The sequence below is a fragment of the Hymenobacter crusticola genome (genome assembly GCF_002154225.1).
Lineage (GTDB): Bacteria > Bacteroidota > Bacteroidia > Cytophagales > Hymenobacteraceae > Hymenobacter > Hymenobacter crusticola.
Genome location: NZ_MTSE01000001.1, coordinates 721,672 through 740,623, shown reverse-complemented (window position 1 = coordinate 740,623; position 18,952 = coordinate 721,672). Strand labels below are relative to the sequence as shown.

Genomic DNA, 18,952 nt, shown 5'->3' with positions numbered 1-18,952 from the left:
TTGGGGCTCCTTACAAATAGCACCTAGCTTAGTCCTTAGCGCCGACGGCTGCCTTTGCCACCGCGCGACTCGCGCTCTGGTCGGCTGCCTTTGCCGCCGCTTCGGCCACCACGACCACCGCGGCTTTCACGCTCTTCCTGCTCCCGGCGCTTCACAGAATCGGGGCGGTTATCCACCAATTCGAAGTCGATGGTGCGGTCGAGCAGGTTGGCGGCTTTCACGATGATCTGCATCTCATCGCCGAACTGAATGATGCGCTTAGTGCGCTGCCCTACGATGCGGTAGTTGTCCTTGTCGAGCTCGTAGAAGTCGCCGGGAATCTCGCTCAAGCGCACCATGCCTTCGCACTTGTTCTCCTCGATTTCCACGAACATGCCCCACTCCGTTAGGCCTGATACCACGCCCTTGAAGGTCTCGCCAATCACGTTCGACATGAACTCGACCTGCTTGTATTTGATACTGGCCCGCTCAGCGTTGGCCGCTACTTTCTCGCGTTCCGAGGAGTGTTTGCAGTCTTCCTCAATCGGCTCGACTTCCACGTTCTTGCCACCTTCCAGATAATGCTCCAGCAGACGGTGCGCCATCATATCGGGGTAGCGACGAATGGGCGAGGTGAAGTGCGAATAGTGGTCGAACGCTAGGCCGAAATGACCTAGGGGTTCAGTGGTGTATTTGGCTTTCGACATCGTCCGTACTGCTAGCGTCTGGATGACGTTTTGCTCCGGGCGGCCCATCACTTCCTCCGAGAGGTCGTTGAGCTCATTGCTGAGCTTCTTGGGGTTGCTCAAATCGAGGGTGTGGCCGAACTTCTTTGCGAAGAGCGCGAAGTTCTCTAGGCGGTCTGGGTCAGGCGCATCGTGGGTACGGTACACCATCGTGAAGCGCGGCTTGCGAGACTTGAGTTTGAACACGAACTCAGCCACCTTACGGTTGGCGAGCAGCATGAACTCTTCAATCATCTTGTGCGCATCCTTGCGCTCCTTCACGTACACACCTAGGGGCTTGCCCTCGGCATCGAGACGGAACTTCACCTCTTGCGTTTCGAAGCTGATGGCGCCCTTCTTGAAGCGGGCTGCGCAGAGCTTTTTGGCAATGTCGTTGAGCAGATTGACTTCCGCAGCGTAGTCGCCTTCCTTGGTTTCGATACGTTCCTGTGCCTCCTCGTAAGAGAAGCGACGGTCGGAATGGATAATGGTTTTGCCAAACCACGAGTCGTACAGCTTGCCCTTTTCGTCGAGTTCAAACACGGCCGAGAAGGTCAGCTTATCCTCGTTTGGGCGCAGCGAGCAAAGCCCGTTGGAGAGGCGCTCGGGTAGCATCGGAATCACACGGTCGACCAAGTACACCGAGGTAGCGCGGTACTTAGCCTCACGCTCTAGCTCGGTACCAGGGCGCACGTAGTGGGTTACATCGGCAATGTGCACGCCGATTTCCCAGTGTCCATTTTCGAGCTGCTGAATCGACAAGGCATCATCGAAGTCTTTGGCGTCGGCGGGGTCGATGGTGAAAGTAGTTACCGAACGGAAGTCACGGCGGCGAGAAATTTCGGCGGCATCAATTACATCCGGAATACCTTGCGACTCTTCTTCCACAGCTGCGGGGAACTCGAAGGGCAAGCCAAATTCCGCCATGATGGCGTTGATTTCGGCCTCGTTCTCTCCGGCGGGTCCGAAGCTGCGCACCACCTCACCTACCGGCGAACGAGCGTAGTCGTTGGGAAACTCCGTGATGCGCACCAGCACCTTTTCGCCGTGCTTGGCATCGTGCAGTTCGGCTTCCGGCACAAACACATCGAAGTACAACTTGCGGTTGTCTGGCTTCACGAAACCAATGCCGCCTTGCACGTACAGTCGTCCCACAACTTCGGTACGCTGGCGCTTGAGCACTTCTACTACGTCGCCCACGGGGCGGCCGTCACGGGAGCCGCGCAGACGCACCCGCACGGTGTCGCCCTGCATGGCAAACTTCAGACGGTCGGTGAAGATGCGCACGTCGGTTTCATTCTCTTCACTTACCACAAAGGCATACTTATCGGTAGCCAAAGACACAACGCCAATAATGGTGTCGCCACCAGTATCACGCCGATGTCTTACCTCGGGCTGATCGGCATCGGGAAAGTCGAATCCGGCTTCCCGCCGGCGATGCACCACGGGGCCTTGACCGAATTCTGTTTCTATGGGCCGAGCGCCACCACGGCTTACGAGCGGCGTTTCGTTTTTGCGCGTTTTGCGGCTGCTGGCGGGCTCAGTAGCGTTCAGAAAGGTTGCGCCATCAGTTAGGCGGTAATCGTCGTTCTGAAGGTGCGTAAGCTGGTTGCTATTACGCAAGGCTTTCAGATGAGCAAACACGTCTTCGCGCTGTTCCTTCGTCGTCACACCTAGGCGACGCGAAAGCTGACGGTAGGACAATACTTTGCCAGGGTTGTCGGCAAAAATCCGGAAGACCTGTGTTTTGGTTACCGGAGTACGTTCGCCTTTCGGCGCACGGGTGGCTTTCGCGGCGGCGCGGGGAGCCGATGATTCATCTTTTCTTTTCATGTAGAAAATGGGCGCCGCCGGTTTGTTGTCGGTTTCTCAGGCGGCCAGAAAATGTAGATTGGAGCTTACGTAGATGCATCGCTCCAGGATTAAGAATAACTAAGTGCGGCACTAGCCAGCACATCACAGAACAACGGCTAGCTGCCGTGTTCGATCAGATACTACGGAATATATCTGAGAATAACTATTGGCAGCGCAAAATGCCGGGTCATGCGAGACTTACCATAGCTACCTGATTCAACGATAACGGCGTAGAATTCATTCAAAATAGGCACGCGTTTGTGGCATAACGCCTAGTCATTGCGCATCGTCCTACGACAGTGCTAGCAGCCACTCCCATCCTCCGTTTGACTGCCTGCTGCTGGTCCGGCGCTGTAAGTGTCCGACCGGTATTGTTGGGGGTTTTCTGACCCAAGGTTATGCGCCTAGCTTGTCCATACAACTGCACATTCACTGGCCAGGCACCTAGGTACCTGGCCAGTGAATGTGCAGTTGTAACGGTGCGCGAAACTGAGTCTTGGCGCTATAGGCGCCGGGCTACGGCTGCGCGAATGTCAGCCGGCTCATCCTTCGGGATGGCGCCGAGCAGCGTGCGGGTGTATTCGTGTTGTGGGTGCGCGTACACTTGCGCGGCGGGGCCACTCTCCACGATCTGCCCTTTGCTCATTACCAGCAAGCGGTCCGACATAAACCTAGCTACCGACAGGTCGTGGGTAATGAATAGGTAAGTGATGCCGAAGTCGCGCTTCAGATCATTGAGCAGATTCAGCACCTGCGCCTGCACCGAGACGTCAAGGGCCGAAACGGATTCGTCGCACACAATGCACTTGGGTTGCAAGGCTAAGGCACGGGCAATGCAGATGCGCTGGCGTTGGCCCCCGGAGAACTCGTGCGGGTAGCGCAGGTAATGATCATCGCGCAAGCCCACGGTAAGCAGTAGCTCTTGTACCCGCGCCTTTTGCTGTGCTTTGGTGCCGCCTACGCCGTGTACACGCATGGGTTCTAAGATGGCCTCACCTACTGTCATCATCGGGTTCAACGCCGCGTATGGGTCTTGGAACACCATCTGAAATTCGCGACGCCGCCGGCGTAGTTCGCCCGTTGGCAAGGCAGCTAGGTCGGTGCCTTCAAATAAGATCCGGCCAGCCGTGGGTTCCACGAGCCGTAGCAGCGCCCGGCCTAGGGTCGTCTTGCCGCAACCGGACTCCCCTACCAAACCAACGGTTTCGCCGCGGTAAATATCGAAGCTCACGCCGTCGACGGCCTTCACAAACTCTGGCTTGCGGTTGAAGAAGCCTTTACGAATCGGGAAGTACACCTGTAGGTTCTCGACCTGTAAGAGTGGCGTTGAAGCACTAGCAAGCGTTGCAGCTACTACGCCATTCTCCTGATGGGGACCATTTGCAGCAACCCTACCTCCTTGCTTTCCAGCGGTAAGATCTTCTATTACGCCAACAAGCGAGGGTACAGCAGCAGTACTAGGCAAAGGCTGGCCTGACTCTGTAGCAGGAGCCGTATTGAAGCCGACAAGCGGTTCGGCCAGCTGTGAAACGCGATGTTCCACGGGGAACGTTTTGGTAGTCTCATTGCTATTCTGAGGGTTGCTTATCGACAGGACAGCGCCTTCGCCATCAGCGGGTTGCGCAAAGGCAGTTTCAGTAGTAATAAAGCTCCCATCGGGTGCTTCCCGCATGAAATCAGCCACTACGGGCAATCTTTTTTTGCCTATTGATAATTTTGGTCGGCAAGCCAGTAGCCCTTTGGTATAGGGATGTTGCGGATTGGTGAAAATGTCGAGGACGCGGCCCTGCTCCACTACTCGCCCGCGATACATCACGAGGATGCGGTCGGCAATTTCAGCTACTACTCCTAGGTCGTGGGTAATGAACAGCACGGCGGTGTTATGCTCCCGGCGCAGGTCGTCAATGAGTTGGAGCATGCGCGCCTGCACCGTCACATCGAGGGCAGTGGTAGGCTCGTCGGCGATGAGGATGGCGGGGTTACAAGCCATGGCCATGGCAATCATCACACGCTGCTTCTGGCCGCCGCTGATTTCGTGCGGGTACGACGTGAAGATTTTCTCGGGGCGCGGCAGCTGTGCCATCGTGAATAGCTCCACGGTGCGGGCAGCGGCTTCCTTTTCGTTCAGCTTCGTGTGTAGGCGTAGTGCTTCCACCACCTGACTGCCGCAGGTGTACACCGGGTTCAGCGAGGTCATTGGCTCCTGAAAGATCATGCTGATGTCGTTGCCGCGCACCTGTTGCAGCTGCTGATCCGAGAGCTTTAGCAAATCAATTTCCCCGAGTTGCGCCGACTGAAACCGCGTCTCCCCCGACACGATGCGACCGGGCGGCATCGGAATCAGCCCCATCAAAGCCAGCGACGTCACCGACTTTCCCGAACCCGACTCACCCACAATAGCTAGGGTCTCTCCTCTGTGTAGCTCAAAGGAAATATTGTTCACTGCCCGCGTGGCACCCCGGTGCGAGTTGAAATCAATGGTAAGGTTGGAGACGGAAAGAAGAGGCTGCTGCACGAACAAAAGAAGCTAGGGGAAAGCAGTGGTTGTTACCAAAGCTACTTAAAAAACGGCGGTCCTGCTGATGCAAGAAGGACCTTATTGGCAACTCAAGGGCGAGAGAACTACGAGCAAAACGCGTGTCAGCCTAACGAAGCAAGGACCTTACCTCGCGAGCAACTTCTTGCTACTAGTACGAGGTAAGGTCCTTGCTTCGTCAGGCTGACACCTAGGTTCTACAGAAACATCAAACCGGCTGCACGGGCTCCGACGTGGAAGGCGCTTCAGTACTGTGGCGTGGTGCTTCCACCGTCGGGGCAGACTCTTCGTGCTCGAAGAAACGCTTCTGATTAAAGAGAATGAGTACAACGCCGATGAAGATGGCTGAGTCGGCGATGTTGAAGATCGGGTAATCCGGAATCATCTTTCCGCCGATGAGTGGCCACGCCGCCGGAAAGAAGCCATCGGGCGAATCGAAGAAAAGCATATCAATTACCTGTCCGTGAAACCACGGCGTAGGGGCTCCGAAGGGCGCGTTATTGTAAATGATACCGTAGAAGATAGAGTCGATGAGGTTGCCGATAGCGCCCCCTAAGATCAGCCCAACGCATACTAAGAAGCCGGCAGCTGCGTGCCGCTTCCAATAGTAGCGGATCAGGTACATGATGCCTACTACGGCTATTAGGCGGAAGCTTGTGAGCAGAATCTTACCGTAGGGCGGCGGCAGTTCCACACCGAAAGCCATGCCTGGATTGAGCGTGTAGTGCAGCTTAAACCAGTCGCCAAACACTGGAACTTCGCCGGGCATACCAGGCTGCATGTAAGTGTGCACGGCCCACTTCGAGAGTTGATCAATAGCGATGACCAACAATGCCACCAAGTAATATTTCCAGTACTTCATTCTTGAGAAGTGAGAGATTAGAAGTGAGAAGTGAGACTTCGCCTCTGACACGCTGTCAGACTTAGAACCTCTTCTCTCCTAGGGTACAAAGTGACGAAGATTTTTGGACTTTGCGGCATGGTCGTGCAGCGTGGCCTCTACGTGGATAGTATATGGTTCGGAGGGTGTTTTATGCCCTTTTTAACCGAATAAGCAGGGCGACAAAACGCTTTGTGCGGCGGTGTACTCACCCGCCTTTTCGAGGGGCAGGTGAGTCGTTCAGCCTCAGCTCGTTGCGACTTCTAGCCGCACGGGCACATTATAATCATCAAACTCCAGCACAGCACCGCCGTTCACATCAGCCGCGAAATCCAGAGCTAGAGCCTGCGTTTCGGTGCGAATGTAGTCGCCGAACGACTGCACGGCGGCGGTTAGCTCGGGCTGCTGGTTGCCTAGGGTCACCCGGATCTTATCCTGCACCTCCAAGCCGCTGTCTTTGCGCAGGTTCTGCAAGCGGTTCACCAACTCACGGGCTACGCCTTCCTGGCGCAGTTCCTCGGTCAGGGTCACGTCGAGCGCTACCGTGAGCGGACCGTCGGTGGCTACGAGCCAGCCGGGCAAGTCCTGGGTGCGGATTTCTACGTCGTCGGTGGTGAGCGTGTATGCTTCGCCTTCTGCTTCAACGGAGAGAGACCCTAGCTTTTCCAGCTGCGTGATTTCCTCTGGCGTCATCTGCTGGATGCGGGCACCCACTACCTTCAGCTTCGGACCGTACTGCTGGCCTAGGCGCTTGAAGTTGGGCTTCACCGACTTCACTAGTACACCGCTGGTATCGTCGAGGAACTCCACGTGCTTCACGTTCACCTCGGCGCAGATCAAGTCTTCCACCTTTCCTACTTGCTCGCGCGTCGACTCGTTCAGCACGGGCACCAAGATGCGCTGTAACGGCTGGCGCACCTTCAGCACCGACTTCTTCCGCAGTGAGTGGGTGAGCGAAGAGATGCGCTGGGCTAGCTCCATACGCTCTTCTAGCGCCGCGTCAATTAGCTCCGTGCGCGCTTCTTGCAGCAACGTCAAGTGCACCGATTCCACCTTCTCGCCTGTCGTCTGTGCCTCCATCAAGTTCTGATAGAGCCACTCAGCGAAGAACGGCGCGATAGGCGCCATCAGTTGCCCAACGGCGTAGAGGCATTCGTAGAGCGTATCGAAAGCAGCGCGCTTATCAGCCGTCAGTTCGCCTTTCCAGAAGCGGCGACGAGAGAGTCGCACGTACCAGTTAGAGAGCTGATCGGTTACGAAATCTTGAATGGCACGGGCCGCTTTCGTGGGGTCGTAGCTGTCGTAGTGGCCGCGTACTTCCAGCAGGAGCGACTGCAGCTTGCTCAATACCCACCGGTCTAGCTCAGAGCGCTCAGCAGCCGGTACGGCCGAAGCAGCATCGTAGCTATACTCGTCGAGGTTGGCATAGAGCGCGTAGAACGAGTACGTGTTGAACAACGTGCCGAAGAAGCGGCGCTGCACTTCCGTCACACCAGTTGGATCAAACTTAAGGTTATCCCACGGTGGCGCGTTCACAATCATGTACCAGCGCGTCGCGTCGGGGCCAAACTGGGCTAGGGTCGCAAACGGATCCACGGCGTTGCCCTTACTTTTGCTCATTTTCTCGCCGTTCTTGTCGAGCACGAGGCCGTTGGCAATCACGTTCTTGTACGCCACCGAATCTTCCAGCATGACGGCCAGCGCGTGCAAGGTAAAGAACCAGCCACGCGTTTGGTCGACGCCTTCAGCGATGTAATCGGCAGGGAAGTTCTTCTGGAATTTCTCGGCGTTTTCGATCGGGTAATGCCACTGCGCATAGGGCATGGCACCGCTATCGAACCACACGTCGATGAGGTCAGTTTCGCGGTACATGGGCTGCCCGCTCGGCGACACCAGGAAGATGTCGTCGACGTAGGGCCGGTGCAGGTCGAGCTTGTCCCCTTCTCCAAGCGGACTGTGCGTCATGATTTCGGCCGCTATGGCCTTCTCAATCTCCACCTTCAACTCTGCGATAGAGCCGATGCAGATTTCCTCCGTACCATCTTGCGTGCGCCAGATGGGCAACGGTGTACCCCAGTAGCGCGAGCGGCTCAGGTTCCAGTCAACCAAGTTCTCCAGCCAGTTGCCGAAGCGCCCGGTGCCGGTGCTCTCAGGCTTCCAGTTGATGGTTTTGTTTAGCTCGATGAGCCGGTCCTTTACCGCCGTCGTCTTGATAAACCACGAGTCGAGCGGATAGTAAAGCACGGGTTTATCGGTCCGCCAGCAGTGCGGGTAGGTGTGCTCATACTTCTCGGTTTTGAAGGCCGTGCCCGCCTTACGCATCTTGATGGCGATGCTTTCATCCAGCGTCTTATAGTCGGCGCCAGACTGGTCGTGGCCGTCGTAGTTCTTCACCCAACGGCCACCGAATTCGCCCATTTGTGGCACGTAGCGGCCCGTACGGTCTACGATGGGACCTAGCTTGCCATCGGCATCTGGCACGAGCAGTGCGGGGATATCTGCGAGTTGGGCAGCCCGGAAGTCATCGGCACCGAAGGTGGGCGAGATATGCACGATACCAGTACCGTCTTCCGTCGTCACGAAGTCGCCTACGATAACCCGGAACGCCCGCTCTTCGCCTTCAAACGCCGGAAAACCCTGATCTTGGCCAAACAGACGCTCGTAGTGGATGCCTACTAGGTCGGAGCCCACGAACTCGCCTTCTAAGCGCCAAGGCAGTACTTTGTCGCCAGCTTGGTACTCTTCCAGCGAAGTCGTAGCGCCTTTCTCCGAGAAGTAACGGCTCACCAAATCCTTCGCCAGCACCACGTGGATGGGCGCGTGCGTGTACGGATTGAAGGTGCGCACCAGTACATAGCGGATGTTCTTGCCCACGGCTAGGCCGGTGTTGGCAGCTAGGGTCCACGGCGTGGTCGTCCAGGCCATGATGTACACCGGAGCCTCATCGGTAGCGGCAGCAAACAGCTTCTCCGAAGCCTCCTCACGCGTCACCTTGAACTGAGCCACGATGGTGGTGTCCTTCACGTCGTGGTAGGTGCCGGGCTGGTTCAGCTCGTGCGACGACAAACCGGTGCCCGCCGCCGGCGAATACGGCTGAATGGTGTAGCCCTTGTACAGCAAGCCTTTGTCATAGAGCTTCTTCAGCAGCGCCCAGCAACTCTCGATGTACTCTGGCTTGAAAGTGATGTAAGGGTCATCGAGGTCGACCCAATAGCCCATTTTCTGAGTCAGGTCGTCCCACTGCGCCTTAAAGCGCATCACGGTTTCGCGGCACCGTTGGTTGTAGTCCTCGATGCTGATTTTCTTCCCGATGTCCTCCTTCGTGATACCTAGCTCCTTTTCCACCTGTAGCTCGATGGGTAGGCCGTGGGTATCCCAGCCCCCTTTGCGGGGCACTTGCTTGCCGAGCAGTGTCTGGTAGCGGCAGAAGATGTCCTTCACCGTCCGGGCCATCACGTGGTGAATGCCGGGCGCGCCGTTGGCCGAGGGCGGACCTTCATAAAACACGAACGTAGGCTGCCCCTCGCGGCTGCTCACGCTCTTCTCAAAGATGCCGTTCTCTTGCCACCACTTCAGGATGTCGGTGCCAACCTGCGCGTAGTTGAGCGGCTGTTTAAACTCGGGGTATTTCATGGTTGGAAAGTAAAAGCTATACTATAACCCGTCAGGCTGCGCTGGTCGAAGCACAACGAGTTGGTACTTAGGCACTCGGTGCGTCACCCAGCCGCTTCACGGTCATGCGGTTGAGGTTGAGTTCAGTGTCGTCGTCTTCCTCGTGGTAATCGTCGTCGTAGTGGCGCAGCATAGATTTGTCGATTTCCTCGTCCTTGCCGTGCTCGAAGGTAACGAGCAAGCAGGGCAACAAAATCAGGTTGGAGAAGTTCGTAATCAGCAAGCTAGCCGACATCAGTAGACCTAGGGCCTTGGTGCCGCCGAACTCGGAGAAAGCAAACACCGCAAACCCCAGGAACAACGTAATGCTGGTATAGAGCATACTGGTTCCCGCCTCGCTCAGCGTAGTGCGGATAGCGGCTTTCACGCGCCGACCGTTCACGGCTAGCTCCTGCCGAAACTTAGCCAGCAAGTGAATGGAGTTGTCGCCGTCGATACCGAGGGCAATGCTGAAAATGAGAGCCGTGCTAGGCTTCAGCGGGATGCCGAAGAAACCCATTAGCCCGCCCGTGAGCAAGAGCGTGACAAGGTTTGGCAGCAGCGTGAAGAACACCGCCCGAATGGAGCGGAACAGCAGCAACACCACCAGTCCCACCAAACCAAAGGCCCAAAACAGGCTTTCTTTCAAGGTGTTAATCAGAAACTCATTGCCTTTGGTGAAGATGATGGTGGTACCCGTCAGCTTCACATCCATGCCCGTGCCGTTGAAGATTTCCTTGATCTGGGGCTGAATCTGGTGGGTGAGCAGCGTATCGAGGTTGCGCGAGCCGATGTCGGCGATTTTGAGCGAGATGCGCGCCTTCTGTCCCGTCGAATCTACGAAAGAACGGAGCAGTTTGGCATTGCCGGCGCCAGTAGCCTGCGCTTTAGCTAGGTAGCTCAGCACGAAGTTTTTCTCCGAATTATCGGGCAGGCGGTAGTACTCGGGGTTGTCGTTGTAGAACGCTTGGGTAGCCGCTTTCAGGAACGTGACGATGCTGACTGGCGTGGTGAGTACTGGTTGGGTGCGCAAGAACGCCTCAAACCGGTCGATTTTTTCGAGGTTCTTCAGCTTGAAAATGCCGCGCTTTTTGCCCGTGTCCACCACGATTTCTAGGGGCATGATGCCATTGAAATGCTGCTCGAAGAACTTCAGGTCGCTGTTTACAGAGCTGTCTTTCGGCAGGTCGTCCACCATGTACGCCACCGATTTCACCTTCGAAATACCTAGCAGCGACAGCCCCACCATCACGACGGCAGCCACGTACACCGTAGCGCGCTTATCGAGTACGAGGTGCTCGAAGAACTCCAGCAGCTTGGTCAACGGCTTGGCGTCGAGGTGCTCCAGCTGCTTGGGCGTGGGCGGAGGCAGATAGGTAAACACCGCCGGAATCATGATAAACGAGATGATGAAGGCGGCGAAAATATTGACTGTAGCTACTAGCCCGAACTGGTAAAGAATAGCAATGTTGGTGAAGCAAAACACGAAAAAGCCGATGGCCGTCGTGGTGTTGTTCATCAGCGTTACGAGGCCAATTTTGCGGATAACGCGCGTCATGGCCAGCACTTGGTTGCCCGATTTGCGGAAGTCGTAGTGGTAGCGCGAGAGCAGGTACGTGCAGTTCGGGATGCTGATAACAATCAGAATGCTAGGTATCAGGCCCGTAAGCAGGTTGATTTTGAAACCAAACAGCACCATCGAGCCCACACACCAAATAACCACCACGGCTACTACCAGCAGCGGAAACAGCACCGCCGACCACGTGCGGAAAAACGTCAGGAGCGTAACGCCCATCACCAGGATGGTCAGCATCACGAAGAACTTCATTTCGCCCGCCACCTTCGAGGTCATGGTAGAGCGCACATAGGGCAAGCCCGCGTAATGCAGCCGAATACCAGTTTTCTGTGTGAAACGCTCGGCATGGCCTAGGATTTCGTTCATCACCGCTTGCCGCCGCGACGAGTTCAGGTAGGCCGGGTCCATGGTGAGGGCGAGCAGCGTAGCGCCGGTGGTGGAGCTAATGAGCTGGCCCTTGTAAAACTCCAGCCGATTTACCACCCGCATTAGGCTGTCGAGCTGCCCCTGCGTCTCGGGAAATTTTTGAAAAATGGGGTGCGCTACAAATTGTTGCTTCGCCGTGTCTTTGCCCAAGGCAATAAGCCTAGTGACCGAGAGCACGCCGTTGACACCTTTTACCTTCGTCAGGGTGTCGGTGAGGGCACGCAGCTCGGTAAAATTGCCAAGGCGGTAGATGCTGCTGTCTTGCAAGCCGAGCACCAGCACGTTGCCGTCTTCGCCAAATGTTTTCTTAAAGCGCTGGAAGTAGACCATCTCCGGGTCGTCGGGACTTACCACTTGGGCGAAGTCGTAGGTCATTTCTACGTCCTTAGCTTTCCAGGCCATAAACACCGTGATGACCGCTAGCAGGAGCAGCAAGAAGCGCCGCTGCTTGATGACGAATAAGGCAAGTTTACTCCACATAGGCCGCTAAAATGGAGCAAAGGTACGCAAACCTAGGCAGCTAGCTGATGCTCAATTCTTCAACCGCCTGATGCTATGACTTTTTAAAGAAAATAGAACTTTTTTATGCGGTTAAGCGCAACCTATTAGGCGAAGATTTGCGTACAATGCCCTTGTTCTGTCATTCTACCGCTCCCACCTAGCTCTTCACACACCGTTGCGCCGGCTTGCTGGCTTTGCTTCTCCCTGCAAATGACTTTGTACCAAACGCCGAATGCCTCGCTCATCTATCATTCGGATACGGCCACGCTACGCCTGCGCTACAACGCGCTGAGCCTAGAAGCGGGCTTTGAGCAAGCATATCAACAGGCACTGCAAACCATGCAGCAAGAGCAAGTCGCGAAGCTTCTGCTCGATCTGAAGCGCAACGCCCCTCCCACCGACGACGCCGAACAGTGGCTGCTAGGTCCTCTGGTGCAACAGCTGAGTACTTCGCTGCGCTATCCCATTTTCATCGCGGCGGTTGTTTCGGAAGGTCAATACCAGTACCAGGTTGGTAATCTACTCGCAGTAAGAGCGTTACCACCTAAGCAAATAGAGTTCAACTACTTTACGTGCCGGCGCGAAGCTACTGCTTGGCTCAGCACCAACTAACCTAAAAATTCCCACGTCGCCCACCCAGCGAAAAGCCCCGGCATTTGCCGGGGCTTTTTTTGTGCTAGGTTTATTTCTGATTTGCCAACGCGGAGCCTAGGCTAGCGGTTCACTTGCAGCCAGCCTTTCCACGACTCGCCCGTTTTGGTTAGGATCTGGTAGTAGTATGTGCCTACTGGAGTTGTCGAATCGCCCCAGCCGCCGGTGTAGTTCGCGTTTTCAAACACCTGTTTTCCCCACCGATTATACATCTTCAGCAGCACAGGCTGGGTACTTACCTGCGGTACGAAATGGTCGTTTAGCCCGTCATCATTGGGCGTGATGATGTTCGGGACAAAGACGTCGCGGATGGTAATCGACTGTGCGATTTCTTTCTGGCAGCCGTTTCCGTAAAAGGCGGTCATTTTGATGGCGTACGTGCCGGGGTTAGCGTAGCGGTGCGTCGGCGATGCATCGGAGCTGTTTTGACCGTCGCCGAAGTCCCAGAGGTAGCTAGTTGCGCCCTGCGACGTATTCAGAAAGCGTACGTCCCGGTTCACGTACTCTAGGGGCAGGTTGGAGAAAGCTAGGTTGGGCTGGGCGTAAATCAGAACCTGCACCCGGGCTTCGTTCGTGCAACCATTGGTGGCGTTGGCCCGCACCGTGTATTGCGTTGGCACTTTGGGCGAAGCAATGACACTTGGCCCCGACGTGGTATTTAGACCTGTAGCTGGCGACCAAGTGAACGTGCCGGCAATAGTTGGCGACACCGAAAGTGTAACGGAGGCATCAGGACAAATGGTGCGAGTAGGACCAAGAGAGATTTGTGCAGTAGGGTCTAGTCTTACCACTACGGTGTCTTTGTTTATACAACCATTAGGCACCGTTGCCGTTACGATATACGTTGTAGTAGCACTAGGAGAGGCTATTACAGTGCGCCCCGTGGTGGTATTGAGCCCAGTAGCGGGTGCCCACGAGTAGGTCACGCCTGGCCCAGCATCGGCAACAGTAAGCGTAGTAGTGCTACCGGCGCAGATCAGCTGATCTGCGCCGGCGGCGGAACGCGGCAAGCCATACACTTTGATCGTATCGACGATGGTGGCACTTTGTAAGCACCCATTCGGATCCGTGACGGTGAGGCGCACGGGGTAGCTACCCGGCGTTGTGTACAAGGTCGATACCGTACCAGTGGCCGTTGATGTCTGCCCGTTACCAAAATCCCAGCTTACACCGCCAGAAGCAGTAGTAGGCCGGAAGTACATACGCAGCGGCGCGCAGCCGCTCGTCACGCGCGGGCCCGCGGGGGTAGTAGAGGAAACGAAATCGGCGCTCAGCTGCAATACATCCAGCTTGAACGCTACAGCATTCCGACCGGCCGTATTGCCATAGGTAGTGGCCCAGGCGTTGGGTGTGACGGGCACCAGCGGATAGAATGACCCCGTACCGGAACAAACCGTTTGATAAATGACTCCGCGCTTATCAAAGCGGGAAGCGCCTCCATCGACGTGGAGCGTGCCGTTGCCGAAGTACGTTCCGTAGAGTAGCTGCTTTACGTCGGCCGACAGCTGCATGAGGTAAAAGTCGCCGTTGACGCTGGAGCTACCCGACGGGTTTGTGGGTTTGAGCTGAATAGCATCGGGTGTGGTGGGCATGTCGGAAATGTAGGCGCCGTAACCCGAGAGCAGAATTTGCCCGCAGTCATTCACCAAAAACGCCGTGGGCGAAATGTTGGTGAGCGAGCCCGACGCGTTTCCGTTGCCAATAACTGTGGAAAAGCGCGACGCGGTGAGCTCCGGGCTAAGCTTATGAATAAACTGCCGGCTGTTTGGGTTAACGTACAGGCCCGGCGTGACGGGGTAAGCGCCGCTGGTCTGCCCATACACGTACACCTCCCCCTGCCGGTCGAGCTGCACAAAGTACGCCTGATCGTAGTCATTGGTACCTAGGTAGGTAGCCTGCGTTAGCGTCCGGCCGTTAGCCGTGATGCGCGCCACAAAGCCGTCGGTACTTCCGCCCTGGTAAACGGCTTTGTACCCGTTCGTTACGCCCGGAAAGTTTGTGCTCGTTGTGCCGCCGCTCACAAATACGTTGTTGTTGCCATCCAGCTGAATGGAGTACGCAGCGTCTTGGCTCGTGCCACCCAGAAACGTGCTCCACTCGATAGCGCCAAGGCTACTAGCTAGCTTTAGTACAACGGCGTCGCGCGGACCTTGCAAGGTGGTTTGAAAACCGCCAACTACCGGAAAATCAGCAGAGATGGTAGAGGAAGCTACGTATACATTGTCCTGGCTGTCGGTCGTGATGTCGCCGCGGAACGAGTCCCCGAAGTTGCGCGACAATACGTTGCCGAAGGAGTAATCTGGCAGTTGCCCATCGGTGGAGCTGCCACCTAGGTAAGTGGAAGCTACCAGCGCTGTCCCCGTCGGGTTCAACTTCGTAACGATGATATCGGCGTCGCCTTTGAGCACACGACTATAAGCCCCGGCGGTGGTCGGAAAGTTGTTGGAGGAGGTAGAACCGTAGATAAGCAGGTTGCCCGCGTGGTCGACTAGCAAGCTGTGCGGATGTTCTTCGCCGCTGCCCCCTAGGTAGGTGGAGTACACACGACTCGCCGCACCTGAGGCCTTTGGGTCAAACTTCGTGATGGTGATGTCGCGCAAGCCGCTAAACATGACGCTGTAAGCACCCACGCTCGTTGGGTAGCCAATGCTGAAAGCCACGCTGCCGCAGTAAAGGTTGCCCTGGTCGTCGTAGGTGGCCGAATATCCCCAGTTGGTCGCGACTGAACCAGAGTAGGTCGAGTACACCAGCACTGGGTCGATAACGAGAGGCAAAGCCGAATTATAGCCCTTGGGCAAGCGGAACGAAACGGTGCTGCCGTTGGGGTCCAGCGCGTATTCGCACGCCACGGGTACTGATCGGTCGCCTATTTTCTGGTACGCATAGGGCCGCTGCTCTAGTACTTCCCCTACTGAGGTGATGATGTGCAACGCCCCATCCACGACGCGCACTTGCTGCTGCCCATCGTAGCGCAACCGGATCAGGCGCGGGTCGGCGGCGGGAGCTAGCTCAAAGTCGTACTCCAGCGTATTTTTGTGGGTATAGAAACGCAGGTTGGTGCCTTTGTATAGTTCCTGGTAGCGTACTTCGCCGTAGGAAGGCACTTGGCTAGCCCAGTGCTGCGGGTCGTTGCCGATGAAGTAATTCGTGACGTCGCCGGTTGCCGCCTCTCCTTGCACCAAAGCCGCCTGGTTAGCGCCTTCAAACGTGACGGAGTAGGCATGGGCCTTGATCCGCTGCTCTGCGTGCGCAGCGGCGCTTTCGTGGTGCGCGGCCACAGCTTTAACATCGTAGAGCACCTGAGTAAGACGCCCTTGCTCCATGAATAAGCGGCCACCCGGTACATCGGCGGCAAATAGCACCGGCTTGTCCCACTGATTTCGATTGGCCACAAACTGGAACGGCCGACTCGGGGGTGGGCCAACTACTTTGGCAGCAGTTTGCGCTACGGCAGGTACTTCTTGAAATAAACTTGCAAGTAATAACCCAACTAGCCAGCCGGCGCGGCCAACAAGTGTAGAAATGCGCATAAAAAGCAATAATACAGAGTGGAAAGTCAGGGCAAGTAGCCGCTGAGTAAAGCTAGCAATTCCTAGGCGTCTGACTTATCCTATAATCAGATTCGATAGTAATATTATCCTTGATGAAAAAGAGAGACAAACGATAGAGCGTATAAAAGCAGCGCAGGCTGATCAATATTCCAGTGGCCTAGACCCTGCGCATCCGCGTAGCTAGGCGGTTGGAGGTGACTGCTAACGGAATAGCTAGCCTTCGCTTGACGCCGCTTTCGGTCCACGAAACTGTTTTGGCTTCAGCTGTTGATCGGCTAGCTCTACGATTTCGGTAATTCGATTTTGGCGGGTTGTTGGCCATTTGGCCAAGACGAGCCATTGCAGCAGATTTCGCTTGTCGGTTCTGCTTAACTTTTCAAAATAGCGGTTGGCGTTTGGTCTTTGTTGAAGCGCCTGTTCCAAATCTGCCGGTAGCGTTAGCGCTTCTACCTCGTCTAGCAGTGTCCACGAGCCGTTCTGTTTGGCCAGCTCAATGCAAGCAAGGCCGGCTTGGGTCATCTGGCCTTCGGCAAGCAGCCGCTGTATTTTTTCCTTGTTGACCTTAGACCAACCGCTTTTCGGTTTTCTTCGGCTGAAAAACTGCCGGTATTTTTCTTCGTCCATGGGCTTGGCCTGACTATCGATCCAGCCAAAGCACAAGGCCTCATCTACTGCTTCGCTCCAAGTAAGAGAAGGAGTAGCCGCTTTCTTTTTGTAGTACACCAGCCACACGGATTGTTTGGTGTCATGGTGCGCTTGCAGCCACGTGCGCCACTCTTGGCGGCTGGCAGGACAAATCATTTCTGGCTCTTTCTCTGCGACCATGATCGTGTAGTTTTCTAGCTGACAATGCCTTACAAGAAGCTTACGTAGTAGCTACCTTGCTACTGACAAAGGTCGGGGCCGCCACTGACAACCCTTTGTCAGTAGCCGGATCGGAAGCGTAGAAAAGACAGGAACTCGTTGCGTCAGCTTGCACCAGAACCTAGGTTTAGCTGATCTTGCCTAGGCACTAGCGCCCCATAACAAAAGCCCCGCGCTCTACGCAGTAGAACGCGGGGCTTATTTGGTTTGAGACCTAGGTTATAGGTGCTCGAAAATACGGCGGAAGCTCACGGCCTCGCCGATGTAGTTGCGCAGTTCCGCAATTGGCATGCGTGTTTGCTCACGCGAGTCGCGGTGACGTACCGTCACGGTATCGTCTTCCATGGTTTGCCCATCGACCACGATGCAGAACGGCGTGCCAATGAGGTCCTGCCGGGTGTAGCGTTTGCCGATGGCGTCTTTATCTTCAATCAGCAACCGGAAGTCGTGGCGTAGCTCTTCGAAGATGGCCTGCGCCTTTTCGGGCATGCCGTCTTTCTTTACGAGCGGGAAGATGGCAGCCTTCACCGGCGCCAGGGCTGGGTGCAGCTTCAGGAAAGTGCGCGTTTTGGTTTGCTCTTTCTCGCCCTCGCCTTCCGTAATCGTTTCTTCGGTGTAGGCCTGGCACAGCGTAGCCAAGAATAAGCGGTCGGCCCCCACCGACGTTTCCACCACGTAGGGCACGTAGTTGCCGTAGGGCTTGCCCGTTTCGGGGTCTAGGTCGTTGTCGAAGTACTGCTGCTTTTTCCGCGACAGGGCTTGGTGCTGGGTCAGGTCGAAATCGGTGCGGGAGTGAATGCCTTCAATTTCTTTGAAACCAAACGGGAATTCGTACTCAATATCGACGGCCGCGTTGGCGTAGTGAGCTAGCTTGTCGTGGTCATGGAACCGGAGCTTATCGGTAGGCAAGCCCACGGCTTGGTGCCAACGGTGCCGCGTTTCCTTCCACTTGTTGTACCACTCCATTTCCGTCCCAGGCCGGATGAAAAACTGCATTTCCATCTGCTCGAACTCGCGCATCCGGAAGATGAACTGCCGCGCCACAATCTCGTTGCGGAAGGCTTTACCGATCTGGGCAATACCAAACGGCACCTTCATCCGAGCCGACTTCTGCACGTTCAAGAAGTTCACGAAAATGCCCTGCGCCGTTTCCGGACGCAGATAGATTTGCGCAGCATCGCCTTCTACGGCGCTGCCCTGCGTCGAATACATCAGGTTGAACTGCCGTACATCGGTCCAGTTGCAAGTGCCCGATACGGGACACATGATTTTGTAGTCGATAATCAGCTGACGTACACCAGCTAGGTCTTCGGCGGTGAGCAAGCGGCCCATGTCGGCTAGCAGGATGTCGGCGCCGGCCTGGTCGCCTTGCTTAGCTAGCTCGGCGGCTTTGTCTTCGATAAGTACGTCGGCGCGGTAGCGCTTCTTCGAGTCGAGGTTGTCGATCAGCGGGTCGTTGAAGCCATCGACGTGGCCACTTGCTTTCCACGTAAGTGGATGCATGAAGATGGCGGCGTCAATGCCTACTACGTTGGCGTTCAGCTGCGTCATGGCCCGCCACCACAGTTGCTTCAGGTTGTTTTTCAACTCCACGCCGTTGGGGCCGTAGTCGTACACGGCAGCTAGGCCATCGTAAATTTCGGACGACGGGAACACGAAGCCGTATTCCTTGGCGTGCGCCACGATGTCCTTGAGTTGGGTATTTTCGAGAGAAGGTTTTTGCGTCGGATTGCTCATGGGGACAAAGATAGTCTGAAG

At 56.0% G+C, this 18,952-nt stretch carries 9 protein-coding genes; 1 reads left to right on the top strand and 8 read right to left on the bottom strand.

Translation table 11 applies throughout. The features are described 5' to 3' along the window. Positions 1-35 precede the first annotated feature (35 nt). From rnr to BXP70_RS02990, 5 genes are all read right to left on the bottom strand, one after another. Complete coding sequence (rnr, locus tag BXP70_RS03010; RefSeq protein WP_086592507.1) at positions 36-2,537, bottom strand: ribonuclease R; 2,502 nt, start codon at positions 2,535-2,537, stop codon at positions 36-38. A gap of 523 nt (positions 2,538-3,060) precedes the next feature. Continuing rightward, entirely contained in the window at positions 3,061-5,079 is a 2,019-nt protein-coding gene (locus BXP70_RS03005) for an ABC transporter ATP-binding protein (RefSeq protein ID WP_394334972.1), read from the bottom strand. Between the two features lie 223 nt (positions 5,080-5,302). Further along, entirely contained in the window at positions 5,303-5,956 is a 654-nt protein-coding gene (locus tag BXP70_RS03000; RefSeq protein ID WP_086592506.1) for a lipoprotein signal peptidase, read from the bottom strand. 264 nt (positions 5,957-6,220) lie between these two features. Continuing rightward, positions 6,221-9,607, bottom strand: coding sequence for an isoleucine--tRNA ligase (gene ileS / locus BXP70_RS02995; protein WP_086592505.1), 3,387 nt, complete (start codon positions 9,605-9,607; stop codon positions 6,221-6,223). A gap of 67 nt (positions 9,608-9,674) precedes the next feature. Further along, positions 9,675-12,107 carry an efflux RND transporter permease subunit gene (locus BXP70_RS02990; protein WP_086592504.1) on the bottom strand — a complete coding sequence of 811 codons (2,433 nt, stop codon included), beginning with the start codon at positions 12,105-12,107 and terminating at the stop codon, positions 9,675-9,677. Positions 12,108-12,338: 231 nt separating this feature from the next. Between BXP70_RS02990 and BXP70_RS02985 the strand changes: the two genes are divergently transcribed. Then, entirely contained in the window at positions 12,339-12,740 is a 402-nt protein-coding gene (locus BXP70_RS02985) for a hypothetical protein (RefSeq protein WP_086592503.1), read from the top strand. Between the two features lie 101 nt (positions 12,741-12,841). Here BXP70_RS02985 and BXP70_RS02980 read toward each other — a convergent pair whose 3' ends face one another. The 3 genes from BXP70_RS02980 to BXP70_RS02970 all read right to left on the bottom strand — a co-directional run bounded on the left by BXP70_RS02980 (position 12,842) and on the right by BXP70_RS02970 (position 18,931). Beyond that, on the bottom strand, positions 12,842-16,309 hold the full coding sequence (locus BXP70_RS02980; RefSeq protein ID WP_086592502.1) for a DUF7948 domain-containing protein: 3,468 nt from the start codon (positions 16,307-16,309) through the stop codon (positions 12,842-12,844). 234 nt (positions 16,310-16,543) lie between these two features. Next, positions 16,544-17,053 (bottom strand): YdeI/OmpD-associated family protein, encoded by a 510-nt coding sequence (locus BXP70_RS02975; protein ID WP_245849465.1) that lies wholly within the window; start codon positions 17,051-17,053, stop codon positions 16,544-16,546. Positions 17,054-17,413: 360 nt separating this feature from the next. Continuing rightward, positions 17,414-18,931 carry a glycine--tRNA ligase gene (locus BXP70_RS02970; protein WP_086592500.1) on the bottom strand — a complete coding sequence of 506 codons (1,518 nt, stop codon included), beginning with the start codon at positions 18,929-18,931 and terminating at the stop codon, positions 17,414-17,416. Positions 18,932-18,952 lie beyond the last annotated feature (21 nt).

Bases quoted from the DNA above. Each gene is read 5' to 3' on its own strand.
- rnr (WP_086592507.1), bottom strand. From the start codon at position 2,537: ATGAAAAGAAAAGATGAATCATCGGCTCCCCGCGCCGCCGCGAAAGCC.
- BXP70_RS03000 (WP_086592506.1), bottom strand. From the start codon at position 5,956: ATGAAGTACTGGAAATATTACTTGGTGGCATTGTTGGTCATCGCTATT.
- ileS (WP_086592505.1), bottom strand. From the start codon at position 9,607: ATGAAATACCCCGAGTTTAAACAGCCGCTCAACTACGCGCAGGTTGGC.
- BXP70_RS02990 (WP_086592504.1), bottom strand. From the start codon at position 12,107: ATGTGGAGTAAACTTGCCTTATTCGTCATCAAGCAGCGGCGCTTCTTG.
- BXP70_RS02985 (WP_086592503.1), top strand. From the start codon at position 12,339: ATGACTTTGTACCAAACGCCGAATGCCTCGCTCATCTATCATTCGGAT.
- BXP70_RS02980 (WP_086592502.1), bottom strand. From the start codon at position 16,309: ATGCGCATTTCTACACTTGTTGGCCGCGCCGGCTGGCTAGTTGGGTTA.
- BXP70_RS02970 (WP_086592500.1), bottom strand. From the start codon at position 18,931: ATGAGCAATCCGACGCAAAAACCTTCTCTCGAAAATACCCAACTCAAG.